Below are 13268 nucleotides of genomic sequence, written 5' to 3'. Positions count from 1 at the left end.
TTATACCGCCTGTGCGAGCGCGCCGGATGAAGGCGACGCATCTACCGCTGCTAAAGGAACATGCTGCGACCGGTTAGCTACGATTGGCATTCATCCTATAATAAAGCTTTAATTTTATTAGATTTTGGACAAAATCTCCCTATAAATCCGGGGGTGTCAAAAGCAAAACCGCCGGATTTACATCCGACGGCCGCTAATGCTTTGGTGATGAAAAGGCCTGATGTCTGCGCCCCGTTTATGCGGCGCGGCGACCCTGATGCATAGCGGGAGCTGCGGCAGCGTTGCCGACGCGGAAGCCTCTGATAAGGCCGAGCAGTTCGTCGGTGTCGGCAGCCAGCGTTTCGGCCGATGCCGTGGTCTCTTCGGCCATGGCGGCGTTCTGCTGGGTGGCGGCGTCGAGTTGGTTCATCGACGACGAGATCGAGCGCAGTGTCGTATCCTGTTCGGAGGCGCTGTGGGCGATTTTGGCGACAATCTCGTTGGCGGCCTTGATCTGATCGGAGATGCGCTTCAGCGCTTCGCCTGCCTCGCCGACGAGGCGGACGCCATGATCGACCTGGCTGGACGAGCGGGCGATCTGATCCTTGATCTCCTTGGCGGCAGCCGCCGAGCGCTGGGCCAGTTCGCGGACTTCCTGGGCGACGACGGCAAAGCCCTTGCCGCTTTCGCCGGCACGCGCTGCCTCGACACCGGCATTCAGAGCCAGCAGGTTCGTCTGGAAGGCGATCTCGTCGATGACGCCGATGATCTTGGTGATTTCCGACGACGACTTTTCGATGCCGCTCATGGCTTCAATCGCCTGGGTGACGATCGCATCGCTATGGGTGGCTTCGGTCGAGACCGAGTGAACCCGCTTGCTCGCCTCATGGGCACCATCAGCCGTCTGGCGGACGGCGACGGTCAACTCGTCGAGAGCCGCCGAGGTTTCCTCCAGGCTTGCGGCCTGGCGCTCGGTGCGCTGCGACAGTTCGTTGGAGGCACGGCGGATTTCTTCCTTGGCGACGCCGATATCGCCGCCCTTGGCGCTAACCTGGGCCATGGCGGCTTCCAGATGCGAAAGCGCATCGTTGAAGTTGTCGCGCAGGGCCGCGTATTTCTGGCCGATGTCGGCGCAACGCACCGTCAGGTCGCCGTGGGCGATCTGCTCCAGCGCCTGGCCGATGGTGCTGACGACGCGGGCCTGCAGCGAGGCTTCATCCTGCTGATGGCGCAGGTTGCTTTCGCGCTCGCTTTCGAGCGCCAACTGCTGGGCAGCCTCGCGATCGGACATCGCGTGACGTTCCCTGATCTTTTCCTGCAGCGCCTGCGTCGCCTTCGCCATCATGCCGACTTCGTTGTTCATGCCCGTATGCGGGATCTTCAGCGACACATCTTCGTCTGCAACAGCCTGCAGCGCGGTGTGCACGTCCTTCAGAGGGTTCGATATGCCGCGGATAAAATAAGCCGCAACCGCCATGCCGCCGACGAAGACGATCAGCGAGGCAGTCAGCGCCTTCCAGATTGTGGCATTGACCTTCTGCTGCAGGTCGTCGAGATAAACGCCGGTACCAACGACGACCTTCCAGGGTTCGAAAGCCTTGGAATAGCCGCCCTTCAGAAAGACCTGATCTTCCGGCTGACCGGGCTTGGTCCAATAATAGTAGGTGCGGCCGCCGCCAGCTTTGCCGTGGTCGACAAGGGCTTGGCTGAATTTCGCGCCCGTCTTGTCGACCTGGCCGCTCATGTCCTTGCCGAGATTCACTGGGCTCGGATGGAAGAGCTGGATGACGTTGTAGTCGAAGCCGAAAAGATAGCCTGATGGCTGGAAAGTCACGCGCTTCAGGATGTCAAAGGCTTCTGCCTGGGCAGCCTCATGCGTCATCTGGCCGGCCTTCTCGCGTTCGTAGAACGTGTTGAGAACCGAGATGCCCGATTCAACCTGCGTGCGAAGCATGTCGAAGCGCTCGTCATAGATCGCCTGTTCGGATGTACGGATTTCAAAATAGGTTGCGACTGCAAATGCAGCCATCAAAACACCGACCAGCGCAAAAAGCTGATGAGCAATCTTCAGTTTCTTCATGATTGGCCTCACGGAAAAGGTGAAAAGCAGTATCCCGGATCGGTCAACTCCCGACCTGCGCGCGAAACATCGCGCGCTGAGCTAGCGCAATCATGCGTCCCCCGGTCCCTCGGTAAGTAAAATTAAGGTGAATGACTAAATTATCTTTTAACGAACGCGGTATTTCTACTCCACATGCCCAGTAAAATTGATGGGCATCTTCTTGCAGACCTGTATAAGTTGCAGCAATTCATTATTTCAATCAATTATATTAGAATATACTAACTTACAAAGGATAACGCACCCCTGCTTTTCTTCAGAAGTGCGTTCAGTCGGCTGCAGTAGAGCCCTGCATCGAAATTCTGATCGGGTTGGGCGGGGCCGCGTCAGAAACGGAGCTCGAAGGCGGAAGCGTCGAGAGGCGCGGTCTGTTCCATGCCGGCCGCTATGGGTTTCGCATTGCCGCCGACCACGGCCGCCGTCGCCTCATTATCGATACCCTCGGCGGGCACGGGCGGGGCAAGGGCCAGCATCTGTTCGGGGGTGGCCTTGCTCACAAAGAGAACGGGAGAGCCGCCCATCCAGTTTTCGGTGCGATAAATCTTCTTCTCGCCGTCGACGTCACGGACCTCTGCTTGCTGGAAAGCGCCGGGACGCAGCTCCGGTACCGAATACTCCTTCTTGGAGGCTTCCGCCCGGAGCGGTGGGCAGTGGCCGCAAGTTTCAGTGATGATGCTGCCGGCTTCCTTCGGCCTGCTCGGCCCGATCACTTCGATCGAGGCAGCCATGGCGGAACCAGCCGCCAGCAGAAATACTGCACTGAGGAAAATCTGACGCATCAACGCTACTCCGTCTCGCTTGAGAGCCGCGACCGGAAAACGGTCCGCAGCTCTCAATTTTTGTTCAAGCATCGGGTTGTCCGAAAACCGCTTCATGCTTTTCGGTCCGATGCATTAGGAGCCAGATTAACGCAGCTTTGTTTCCATCCCGTCAGAAGAAAGGGTAAAAGTTTAGCGAAACGAGCCGTCGTCCGGCCGCTCTCTATGCCTTTTCGCGTTCGACCGCGCGCCAGCCGATATCGCGGCGGCAGAAGCCGTTTTCCCATTTCACCCCGTCCAGCAGAGCATAGGCGCGGTCCTTTGCCTCGCCGACCGTGCGGCCCGTCGCCGTCACGTTCAGGACGCGGCCGCCGGTGGCGACAAGCGCGCCATCCTTCAGCGATGTGCCGGCGTGAAACACCTTCTCTCCCTCACCGGCTTCCGGCAGTGCGAGGATCGGGGTGTTCTTCTCATAGGCGCCCGGATAGCCTTTCGAGGCCATGACGACGGTCAGCGCCGGATCGTCGGTCCATTCCGCCTTGAACTGGTCCAGCGTGCCGTTGGCACAGGCGAGCAACAGCGGCAGGAGATCGCTCTTCAGCCGCATCATCAGCACCTGGCATTCCGGATCGCCGAAGCGGACATTGTATTCGATGAGTTCCGGCCCCTTGGCGGTGATCATCAGGCCCGCAAAGAAAACTCCGCTGAAGGCATGGCCGCTTTCGGCCATGCCGCGAATGGTCGGTTCGATGATCTCCTTCATCGTGCGCTCGGTCATCTCGGCCGTCATGACGGGTGCCGGCGAATAGGCGCCCATACCGCCGGTATTCGGGCCGGTATCGCCCTCGCCAACGCGCTTGTGATCCTGTGCGGTTGCCAGCGGCAGAGCACTCTTTCCATCGCAAAGGCAGAAGAAGCTCGCTTCCTCTCCATCGAGATAGGCTTCGACGACGACTTCGGCTCCTGCCTCCCCGAAAGCGCCTTCGAAACAATCGTCCACCGCGGCCAGCGCCTCGTCCAGCGTCATGGCGACCGTGACGCCCTTGCCGGCGGCGAGGCCATCGGCCTTGACGACGATCGGGGCGCCCTGCTCACGAATATAGGCCTTGGCCTTTGGCGCGTTGTTGAAACGCTGATAGGCACCGGTCGGAATGTCGTAGCGGGAGCAAATGTCCTTGGTGAAGCCCTTGGAGCCTTCGAGCTGGGCAGCGGCCGCTGAAGGGCCGAAGACTGCAAAGCCTGCGGCGCGCAGCCTGTCGGCGATGCCGGCAACCAGCGGGGCTTCCGGTCCGACGACGACGAAATCGATCGCCTTTTGCCGGCAGAAGGCGACGACCGCATCGTGGTCATCGATATCGACCAAGACCAGTGTCGCATGTTCGGCGATGCCGGGGTTGCCGGGTGCGGCGTAGAATTCCGTCATCAGCGGCGATTGCGCCAGCTTCCAGGCGAGTGCGTGCTCGCGTCCGCCCGATCCGATCAACAGAACCTTCATGCCTGATCCCTTTTGCTGCTGGAGCGCTTCCGGCTAAAGCGGAATCGGCGGAAGCGCTCTATCCTATTGTTTTTTTGTAATTCCGGACGGAAAACCGGTTCCCACTTTCCCTGGAATTGCTCTGGTCTGGCCTATTGGCCTAGCCTGTTGGTCTGGCGGTTAAGCTGGAAGGCCCGAAAGGTCAAGCGGGAAAGCTCACCAGCCCCCGCCTCCGCCACCACCGCCGCCTCCGCCGGACGAGCCGCCGCCGGAAAAACCCGAGGACGAACTGGAGGGCGGCGGTGACGGAATGGTGGAGGCAATCGTCGAGGCCATCGACGAGGAGAAGCTGCCGATGCGATCGGAAAAACTGCCGCTGTTAAAATTGCCGGAATACCAGCCAGGACTATAGGCGGCCGCGGCGGCCCCTGCGGAAGCCGCAGCCAGCCAAGTCTCGAAGGTGCGCGACCAGGGCTTTTCGACACCGAGCGCCACGGCATAGGGCAACAGGGTTTCGAAATGCTGCGGCGACATTTGCGGTGCGCCCGCCATGTTCATGCGGTCTTTTTCGGCGAGCGTCAGATATTGCCTGAGGCCATCGACACCGGCCATCATCTTGGCGCCAAGCGGCGTCGGCGCCCCCATGATGAAGAAATAGAGGATATTGAAGAGCACGATGCCGCCGACCGCAAAGAGCATGGGCGTTTCGTGGAATTCCATCAGCGAAGAGCCGAGCGCCAGCACGACGGCCGAGAGAATGCTTAAGCCCACAAAAACGGCGATCGCAATGGCAATGACCGCGAAAATCTTGCTCATAAGCGAGCGGCCGGGATGCAGCGCCTTCACAAAACCCGCCACGAAGACGGACAGGAAAACGGAAATGCCGATGGGGATGATCATCAGCACGATCGTATCCGGTTCCAGCGAACCGAAGACGAAGAGCGCTACCAGGGCCGCGGCGCTCAAGATCACGCCGCCAGTGATATAACCGGCATTGGAATTGTAATATTTGCCGCGATGCTCCCGTTCGATCGAGGACCGGAAGCTCTGCCCGACGGATTTGACCTTTTCGCCGTTGGCCTTGTCGATCGTGAGCGTATCGCCGCTGCCGCCCACGGCCTTCAGGAGTTCCGCCTCGCCAGCCTGGAGCTTCTCCTTGCCGGGCGGCTTGTCGGTGCGGCGGATGATAATGGAGTCTTTGAGGTCGTCGAGCCTGACATAACCACGCACGGCAAGATCGAGCGCCGTGGCCGAAAGTGCCGTCCAGCCCTGGCCGGAAAAGCCCCTGTTATCGATGTAATTGACGAGCGCCGGAGAGATCCCGGAGGGCGGATCCCAGCGCGGTACGACGATCTCACGCGCCGGATCGCGGCCAACCTTCAGCCAGGAGCGCGTGTAATAGAGGAAGACGAGGATAAGACCGCCGAAACCGATAAAATAGTCACGGTTATCGCTGAACCACCAACTGCTCTCCTGATCGGCGCTCGGTGGATCGATCGCACCTTTCGGCAGTTTCGCGGCAAAGGTCAGCCCCTCCTCCTCGCCGAGGGGAGCCGTGGTTGCAACGACCAGTCGGCCGTCGTCCACGTTCGCTCGAGCATTCTTGCCGGTGGCACCGATGGGGCCAGTGAAGACGGTGACATCTTCGGGCACGACGCCCTGCGGAAAGGTGACCGTCACTACTGCCGAGCGGATCGGAAAAATCCAGCCGTTGCCGGTGACGTTCCAATAAAGCTCATCATGATCATCGAAGTAACGGATCTGACGGTTCGTCTTATAGGTGAAGACATATTGGTGGCGGCCGGGAGAGATCGTCACGTCTTCGGAGCCGGCATAGATGCGGATGCCGCCGGTGACAGACTCCGTGTGCCAGGGCTCGTCCCTGCCGTCGCGCTTGACCGAGACGACGCTAAAATCGACGCTGCGGCGTCGGCCGCTCGCATCCCTGAAGGTCAGCGGAAAATCGCGGAAGATGCCTCGCCGGATGCGATCGCCTTCGGCATTGACGGTGATCGTTTCCGCCACCGTCATCGCTCCGCTCTTTTCCAACTGGATGGCGGAATCGAAGGAGGCGATGAATTCTGCGCTTATGGCTGCCCGTGCCGTCAGCATCAGCAATAGCGCGAAGCAAATGCCGATAAACCGCTGGACCATGTCCCCTCCCCCGATTGCGGTTCAGCCTATGGCGTCTCGCGTTCCTCAGGCTTCGTCTTTGTAGGCTACTCCCAGCCCCGCAAGCGTGCGCCAGTAAGCCGGGAAGGTCTTGCCGACGCAGTCAGGGTCGAGAATCGTGATGCCATCGATCTTCAGGCCGGCAAGCGCAAAACTCATGGCGATGCGATGATCGGCAAAGGTGTCGATCTCGGCCGGCAGCGTCTGACCCGCGAGATCGGGATCGGAATGGACGATCAGATCGTCACCGTCCTCGACTGCCAGACCTTCGCGGATATTGTTGAGCCCCGTCGACACGGCGCGAATACGGTCGCATTCCTTGACGCGCAGGTTGGCGATGCCGACGAAGCGGACCGGCGTCTCGTTGAAAGCGGCAAGGACGGCGATTGTCGGAACAGCGTCCTGCATCTGCGAACCGTCTATTTCGGCCGGCAGATGCGGGAACTTGGCGATCGTCTCATAAGCCTTGGCATCCGGCTGGGTGAAGGCATCGTTCGCCACTCCAAGGTCGATCTTGCCGCCGCTCAAAACTTCGGCCGCCCAGAGATAGGTCGCTGCGGATGCATCCGGCTCGATGACGAAATCGGCTGCTGTATAGCCGGTCGGCTGGACACGCCAGGTCGCCGCATCGAGCTGCTCCACCTTGGCGCCGAAGGCCTCCATAGCGGCAAGTGTCAGATCGACATAACCGCGGGCGCCGATATCGGTACCGGCAAGCGCAATCGTGACAGGCGCGTTGGCCCCCTGCTTGGCAAGCGGTGCTGCCATCAGAAGAGCCGATACATACTGGCTCGACAGCCCTGCATCGATCTCGACGCGGCCGGACGCGAAATGTCCGTTGCCGCGCACGGTTACCGGCGGGCAGCCGGTCGGCGCCTCTGCATCAAGTCCAAGTGACTTCAGCGCTGCAACCAGCGGGCCGATCGGCCGCTTGCGCATATGCTCGTCGCCATCGATCACCACCGTGCCTTCGACGGAGGCAACGGCAGCCGTCAGGAAACGCGTCGCCGTGCCGGCATTGCCGAGGAAGAGCGGCGCTTTCGGCTGATGAAGCTTACCGCTGCCGGTCACGACGAAGGTCGTCTCGTCGGGCTCGTCGATCTGCACACCCATGGCCCTGAGCGCCTCGGCCATATATTTCGTGTCGTCGCTCTTTAGCGCCCCAGTCAGCCGGCTCGTGCCCTTGGCAAGGCCTGCCAACAGCAGCGCACGGTTGGTGATCGACTTCGAGCCCGGCGGCACGGCACGACCGGCCAGCGGCTTGCCCGGCGGGATGATGGTGAGCTTGGCTTTACTCATTGCGCTTGTCTCTTCTGTCGATTGCAGCGGCCGCGATCGGCCATATCGGACTGCTCATAGCAGTTTTTGCGCAAAGACAAAGGTCAGAACTTGACCGTCGGTACGGCGCGGTCCGCCTCGTTGGCGATTTCGAAATATTCGCGCTTGGAGAAGCCGAACTGGCCGGCGACGAGGTTCGAGGGGAAACTCTCGACCTTGACGTTCAGGTCACGGGCAGCGCCATTGTAATAGCGCCGCGCCATCTGGATTTCGCTTTCCATCGTTTCCAGCGAGGCCTGAAGCTCGGAGAAATTCTGGTTGGCCTTGAGATCGGGATAGGCTTCGGCGAGCGCCAACACCCGGCCGAGCGCCTGGCCAAGCAGACCTTCCGCCTGCGCCCTGCCGGCGACGTCACCCGACGGCACGGCCTGCGCCTTGTTGCGGAGCGCAACCACCTCCTCGAGCGTCGACTTCTCATGGGCGGCATAACCCTTGACTGTCTCGATCAGGTTCGGGATCAGGTCGGCGCGGCGCTTGAGCTGGACGTCGATGCCCGACCAGGCTTCCTCCGCCATCTGCCGGGAGCGTACCAGGCCGTTGTAGATGAAGACGACGTAGAGTGCGATGACGACGAGAATAGCGAGTATCACGTACATGCAGATGGGCTCTCCGATTTGATGATCGCACGTTAGTGATTCGGGTTGGGAAAGTCATCTCGGCGCGGACGTCTTCGCGGAATTCAAGCAGACTTCGAGTTCACAATGTCTCTAAGAACTGATCCGCCAATCAGGAGCATAGGCATCCATCTTTTGGCTCTCTCGCCACAGATTGAAGCGTTCGGTCCAGCGTTGCTCGACATCAAGCGCAACCGCAAACGGGAGATAGTGCTCGTAGCATTCGACCGACATTGCCGGGCCATCCATCTCGCCGTTGAAATAACGACTCAAATTTAGAATATTGTTGCGGATCCGCCGCTGCTTCGACGTTGGCATGCGCAACATCGCCAAAACCGCAATAATGCCGGCAATGTGCAGCAAGATCGCCATCAGATACGGCCACTGTTCGCTGATCACCTCAGTCGTGCCGATATAGACAAGTGCAACAATCACTATCACCGGAAGACCCACCATCAAACCAAGCGCCTGCTTGAACTGCTCGGCGGTGCCGGTTGCCACGGGAAACCGCTCAGGATGGCGGAACATGGTTACAACCACAAAAACAATCAACAATAACCCTGAGATGGCGGCGGAATAGAGCAAAAGACCGGTAAAATAGGCGACGGCAACGCCAAGGGCCAGAATGATAGCCGCAGTTGCCAGCGGTGTTCGATCAACACCGCCTCTGATTTTCCGATATTCCTCAGCGACGATCTGATGCAAGTCACGTTCGAAACCGTACAGGGCATTTACGACTGTCCGCTGGTCATTGACAGGCCGTTCCCCTTCAATTCGGCCAAATACCGAACGCGTCACAGCTGGAAGACCGTACCATCTGGCGCGCGCCACCTTACCCTTCTTCCGCACCTGTCTGGCAGACAAATCCGAAGCTTCGCAATCCTCGCCGAGGCCAGAAAGGCGAAGCATTCTTTTCATTGCGAGATGGCAGGCAGACGCCATGAAGGCCGCCTTTGCAGCACCGGGCTTCCAGTCCAAGAATAAATAGGCGGCTAGAGCAGGCGATATGCCCTCCGTCTCCTTGCTATCGACAGCAATCGAACATGCAGGCAATCGCCAGCCCCGCCACCTGTTGAGGATAAACAGACCGGCGACGAGCAATCCCGAAATGCTGATGAATGGGAGAAAGTGATCGGAGAGCCACCACTCTGCCCGCTTGCCGCTCGTTACGGTCACAAAAGTCCCAGCGGGATATTCGATCTCGATGTCAGGTAGGACTCGGTCCCCTTTACCTGCTGGAATAGACACCTGGATCTCACTCGGTGCGCTCTTCACCACGTCATAGGCCACCGTCCGATCCTGTTGCGAAGGGCGCAACGTTCCCCCTGGCGGCAGCTTCAGGGTCAGCGTTTTTTTGGCACCCTGGCCGTGCACGCGGCCCATATAAGCAGGCAGGAAGAGAACCTCGCGGCCGCCTTCCTGACGAACCAGGCGTCCGAGCCAATAAGCGATCTGGATCTTTGTAAGACCGGTGGGCAGATCTGCAGAGCAGCCTTTGCAGTGCTCCGCTCCGATGTAGATCGAGTAGCCCGGTACGTTGTTTTCCCAGGAATAGTATTCGTCGCGTCCGTCGCGCCGGGCTGCGGCCAATTGTAAATCTCGCCAGTGAACACCCCCTGACGCATCCGTGAAACGTTGAGGGATATCAACGTAGACACCGCCGTAATTTTCTGCCTTTTTTACTGCGATGTCGAAGAACTCCGACACGAAGCCAGTGCCGTCGGTGTAGACTTCAACCGTACTGTTTGCCGACTGGACCGTGAACTCCTTGTCAAAATCGCTGCACGACGTCAGAACGACCAGCATGGCGCATAAGATGGGCCATGCTAAAAGATGCAACACCTTGGCGGCGAAATTCTCATCTGAAAATTTAAAGTAAAGAATATCGTTCTTCAAAAAGAGATACCGAAGCTCACGTTGTCACAACAGCTGACAACGTAGTGGTATTTTACGCAATACAAAAGAAGGCTGGCCCTGAAGCGACGGGAATTTTCGAGACGGCTTACGCCGCCTCGCTCGTCAGTTGACGCCGCCAGCACGGCAAGGTTTCGCGGAAATCTTCGGGCAACGACGCAGGATCTCGGCTGTCGTCAACCACCGATATGCGCGCGAATTCGGGCCGCCGTCCGCCGGCGAAAAGTCCGTCGTATCGATTTCGACTGTGTGTTCAGCCAGACCGCGGAGCAATTTATAGGTTGCCCGGAACTGCTGCAGCCTCGCCGTATCCGTCAGCTTGAGCGCCTCGGATCGGCCGGGGAAGATGAGGCGCCTGGCATTCTCCTCCAGGGCGCAATCGAGGAGAACCGCGATAAGATCCGCGCCTCTGGCGGCAGCCAGATCGAGATACCAGGAGAACATCGCACTATCATGCTCGTCATCGGCAAGCGTATCGGTAAAGACAAAGCTTTCAGCCGGATCTGCGCGCACGGAGTGGTCGAAAAGCGCTCGCCGAATCTGCTCACGCAGTCAGGCATGCAGAGGGTTGCCGCGGGCAAAAAGAACTTCGGCTGGATTAAGGGTGTGATTGTCGATGAGCCGCGCGCCCAGGCTTTTTGCCAGCAAGGGGCCGACAGTGAGCTTCCCGGTGCCTTGCCAGCCGTTGATATGGACGTTATGGCTGGCAGGCTTTTGCGTCATGCCGCCTCGCTGTTCAGGTTGACGCCGCCGGCGTCAGTCAGCAGGAAGGCTTCGCCGCAAGCTTTGGCGAGCGTGCGCACGCGCAGGATGTAGCTCTGGCGTTCGGTCACGGAGATAACACCGCGAGCATCGAGCAGGTTGAAGACGTGGCTGGCCTTGATGCACTGGTCGTAGGCCGGGAAGACGCATTTGTGCAGGCGCTGGTTAGCGTTGTCACCAGGAGCGCCGGCGGCGAGCAACGCCTGGCATTCCTTCTCGGCATCGATGAAATGGCGATGCAGCATCTCGGTATTGGCGAATTCGAAATTATGGCGGGAATATTCCTGCTCGGCCTGCAGGAAGACATCGCCATAGCTGATCTTCTCGTCGCCTTCGCGGCCATTGAAGTTCAGATCGTAGACATTGTCGACGCCCTGTACATACATGGCGAGGCGCTCGAGACCGTAGGTCAGTTCACCCGCAACCGGCGAGCATTCGATGCCGCAGATCTGCTGGAAATAGGTGAACTGCGAGACTTCCATACCGTCGCACCAGCATTCCCAGCCGAGGCCCCAGGCGCCGAGCGTCGGGCTTTCCCAGTCGTCCTCGACGAAGCGGATATCGTGCAGCAGCGGATCGAGGCCGATGGCGGCGAGCGATCCGAGATAAAGCTCCTGCAGGTTCGGCGGGTTCGGCTTCAAGATGACCTGATACTGGTAATAATGCTGCAGGCGGTTCGGGTTTTCACCGTAGCGGCCGTCGGAGGGACGGCGGGAGGGCTGAACATAGGCTGCCTTCCACGGCTTCGGGCCGAGAGCGCGCAACGTAGTGGCCGGGTGGAAAGTGCCGGCGCCGACTTCCATGTCATAGGGCTGCAGAACCGCACAACCCTTGTCCGCCCAGTAATGATGCAGGGTAAGGATCAGCGCCTGGAACGAGCGCTTCGGGTTCATATGGTCTGGAATTGTCGCGGACATGGAAGGGCACCGATTGCTTGGAGTAAGAGCGCGACAGGTGCCACGCAGCGCCGCAGGGGTCAAGGCTTTTGCACTGTGTTCGCCGAAAGCTAGATGCTGCTTCGCCAAGCGTTATTCGTCTTCCCGCTTGAGACGATATTCACCCGTTGCCGGATCCTTCACCAGCGTGCCGATGGCTCCCGTCTGGCGCTCCTTCTCGGCGCGGCGGGATTTTTCAGCAAGCTTCCGCGCGTCGGAGACGAAGCGACGGTAGAGCCACCAGGCCGCGCAGACGAGGATCAATAACGTGATAAGCTGTGCCATATCCCCCTCGTTTCTCCCGTCAAAGCCCGTAGCGGCTCCACAATGCCCTTTCCTCAGCCGCTTCGACAAGCCCCGATGCGAGACCGGACGCCGCACCTTCAAGCGAGACCGGCGAGACACCGGGAATGCGGCGGCCGAGCAGGCCGCGGGTGGCTGTGATGAGCTGCAGCTTGGTTTTCTGGCCGTAGCGTTTCTTCAGTTCCTGGCGCATGTCGCCGAGCCCATCGATGAGGCCGAGTTCCAGGCCGCGCGTGCCGCTCCAGAAGAGGCCGGAGAAAACGGTCGCATCGTCCATCAGCTTGCCGGCGCGACGCTCGCGCACCATGGAGATGAAGACCTGGTGGATCTCGAGCTGCAGGCTCTTCAGATATTCGATGTCCTTTTCCTTCTCGGGCTGGAAAGGGTCGAGGATCACCTTATTTTCACCAGCCGTATAGACGCGACGTTCCACGCCAATCTTCTTCAATAGTTCCGGAAAACCGAAACCGCCCGAGACGACGCCGATCGAGCCTACGATGGATGTCGGGTCGGCGATGATCTCATCGCCCGCCAGCGCGATCATGTAGCCGCCGGACGCCGCGACATCTTCCACGAAGACCAGCACCTTCTTCTGCTTTTCGCGTGCAAGTTCGCGGATGCGCGTGAAGATGAGGCGGGACTGGACGGGCGAGCCGCCGGGCGAATTGATCGAGATGGCAACGGCGGGCGTGTCCTTCGCGGAGAAGGCCTTCTCCAGAACCGGCGCGACATTGGCGAGATTGAGGGTCGGGCGAAACTGGCCGCCGCCACTGATGATCGCTCCCTGCAGCCTGACGACGGGGATGATGATCCCGTCCCCGCGAAACCGCTTCGGCATCAGCTTTCTCAGAAATCCAGCCATTTCTCTTCCTTCACTATGATCTGCAGCGCCAGCATGCA

At 59.7% G+C, this 13268-nt stretch carries 12 protein-coding genes; all 12 read right to left on the bottom strand.

The features are described from left to right. Nucleotides 1-235: 235 nt before the first annotated feature. The 12 genes from ACK9YZ_RS02675 to ACK9YZ_RS02620 all read right to left on the bottom strand — a co-directional run bounded on the left by ACK9YZ_RS02675 (nt 236) and on the right by ACK9YZ_RS02620 (nt 13230). Complete coding sequence (locus ACK9YZ_RS02675) at nt 236-2059, bottom strand: methyl-accepting chemotaxis protein (RefSeq protein ID WP_416065584.1); 1824 nt, start codon at nt 2057-2059, stop codon at nt 236-238. Nucleotides 2060-2424: 365 nt separating this feature from the next. Then, nucleotides 2425-2877, bottom strand: coding sequence for a plant virulence effector HPE1-like domain-containing protein (locus tag ACK9YZ_RS02670; RefSeq protein WP_416065583.1), 453 nt, complete (start codon nt 2875-2877; stop codon nt 2425-2427). A 202-nt stretch (nt 2878-3079) separates the two neighbouring features. Next, nucleotides 3080-4351 (bottom strand): phosphoribosylamine--glycine ligase, encoded by a 1272-nt coding sequence (purD, locus tag ACK9YZ_RS02665; protein WP_416065582.1) that lies wholly within the window; start codon nt 4349-4351, stop codon nt 3080-3082. A gap of 195 nt (nt 4352-4546) precedes the next feature. Next, nucleotides 4547-6484 carry a DUF2207 domain-containing protein gene (locus ACK9YZ_RS02660; protein ID WP_416065581.1) on the bottom strand — a complete coding sequence of 646 codons (1938 nt, stop codon included), beginning with the start codon at nt 6482-6484 and terminating at the stop codon, nt 4547-4549. 45 nt (nt 6485-6529) lie between these two features. Next, nucleotides 6530-7801: a 3-phosphoshikimate 1-carboxyvinyltransferase gene (aroA, locus tag ACK9YZ_RS02655; protein WP_216757197.1), complete on the bottom strand. Its 1272-nt coding sequence runs from the start codon at nt 7799-7801 to the stop codon at nt 6530-6532. An 83-nt stretch (nt 7802-7884) separates the two neighbouring features. Next, nucleotides 7885-8436: a LemA family protein gene (locus ACK9YZ_RS02650; RefSeq protein ID WP_416065580.1), complete on the bottom strand. Its 552-nt coding sequence runs from the start codon at nt 8434-8436 to the stop codon at nt 7885-7887. 111 nt (nt 8437-8547) lie between these two features. Beyond that, nucleotides 8548-10296, bottom strand: coding sequence for a DUF2207 family protein (locus ACK9YZ_RS02645; protein WP_416066801.1), 1749 nt, complete (start codon nt 10294-10296; stop codon nt 8548-8550). Between the two features lie 177 nt (nt 10297-10473). After that, a complete protein-coding gene (locus ACK9YZ_RS02640; protein WP_416065579.1) occupies nt 10474-10881 on the bottom strand; it encodes a hypothetical protein in 408 nt (135 codons plus the stop codon). Nucleotides 10882-10920: 39 nt separating this feature from the next. Beyond that, on the bottom strand, nt 10921-11091 hold the full coding sequence (locus tag ACK9YZ_RS02635; RefSeq protein ID WP_416065578.1) for a hypothetical protein: 171 nt from the start codon (nt 11089-11091) through the stop codon (nt 10921-10923). Next, nucleotides 11088-12047 (bottom strand): glycine--tRNA ligase subunit alpha, encoded by a 960-nt coding sequence (locus ACK9YZ_RS02630; RefSeq protein WP_416065577.1) that lies wholly within the window; start codon nt 12045-12047, stop codon nt 11088-11090. The genes ACK9YZ_RS02635 and ACK9YZ_RS02630 overlap by 4 nt, the downstream gene beginning before the upstream one ends. Before the next feature lie 111 nt (nt 12048-12158). Beyond that, a complete protein-coding gene (locus ACK9YZ_RS02625; protein ID WP_216757194.1) occupies nt 12159-12350 on the bottom strand; it encodes a hypothetical protein in 192 nt (63 codons plus the stop codon). 19 nt (nt 12351-12369) lie between these two features. Beyond that, entirely contained in the window at nt 12370-13230 is an 861-nt protein-coding gene (locus ACK9YZ_RS02620) for a S49 family peptidase (protein ID WP_416065576.1), read from the bottom strand. Nucleotides 13231-13268 lie beyond the last annotated feature (38 nt).

This window comes from Rhizobium sp. ZK1, assembly GCF_047782645.1.
In the GTDB taxonomy this organism is placed as follows: domain Bacteria; phylum Pseudomonadota; class Alphaproteobacteria; order Rhizobiales; family Rhizobiaceae; genus Rhizobium.
Note: the sequence above shows the minus strand (reverse complement) of the source record. Positions and strands in the feature narration are given on the sequence as shown.

What these genes read in the sequence shown, in the direction of transcription:
- ACK9YZ_RS02675 (WP_416065584.1), bottom strand. Translation starts at nt 2,059, where the DNA reads ATGAAGAAACTGAAGATTGCTCATCAGCTTTTTGCGCTGGTCGGTGTT.
- ACK9YZ_RS02670 (WP_416065583.1), bottom strand. Translation starts at nt 2,877, where the DNA reads ATGCGTCAGATTTTCCTCAGTGCAGTATTTCTGCTGGCGGCTGGTTCC.
- purD (WP_416065582.1), bottom strand. Translation starts at nt 4,351, where the DNA reads ATGAAGGTTCTGTTGATCGGATCGGGCGGACGCGAGCACGCACTCGCC.
- ACK9YZ_RS02660 (WP_416065581.1), bottom strand. Translation starts at nt 6,484, where the DNA reads ATGGTCCAGCGGTTTATCGGCATTTGCTTCGCGCTATTGCTGATGCTG.
- aroA (WP_216757197.1), bottom strand. Translation starts at nt 7,801, where the DNA reads ATGAGTAAAGCCAAGCTCACCATCATCCCGCCGGGCAAGCCGCTGGCC.
- ACK9YZ_RS02650 (WP_416065580.1), bottom strand. Translation starts at nt 8,436, where the DNA reads ATGTACGTGATACTCGCTATTCTCGTCGTCATCGCACTCTACGTCGTC.
- ACK9YZ_RS02635 (WP_416065578.1), bottom strand. Translation starts at nt 11,091, where the DNA reads ATGACGCAAAAGCCTGCCAGCCATAACGTCCATATCAACGGCTGGCAA.
- ACK9YZ_RS02630 (WP_416065577.1), bottom strand. Translation starts at nt 12,047, where the DNA reads ATGTCCGCGACAATTCCAGACCATATGAACCCGAAGCGCTCGTTCCAG.
- ACK9YZ_RS02625 (WP_216757194.1), bottom strand. Translation starts at nt 12,350, where the DNA reads ATGGCACAGCTTATCACGTTATTGATCCTCGTCTGCGCGGCCTGGTGG.
- ACK9YZ_RS02620 (WP_416065576.1), bottom strand. Translation starts at nt 13,230, where the DNA reads ATGGCTGGATTTCTGAGAAAGCTGATGCCGAAGCGGTTTCGCGGGGAC.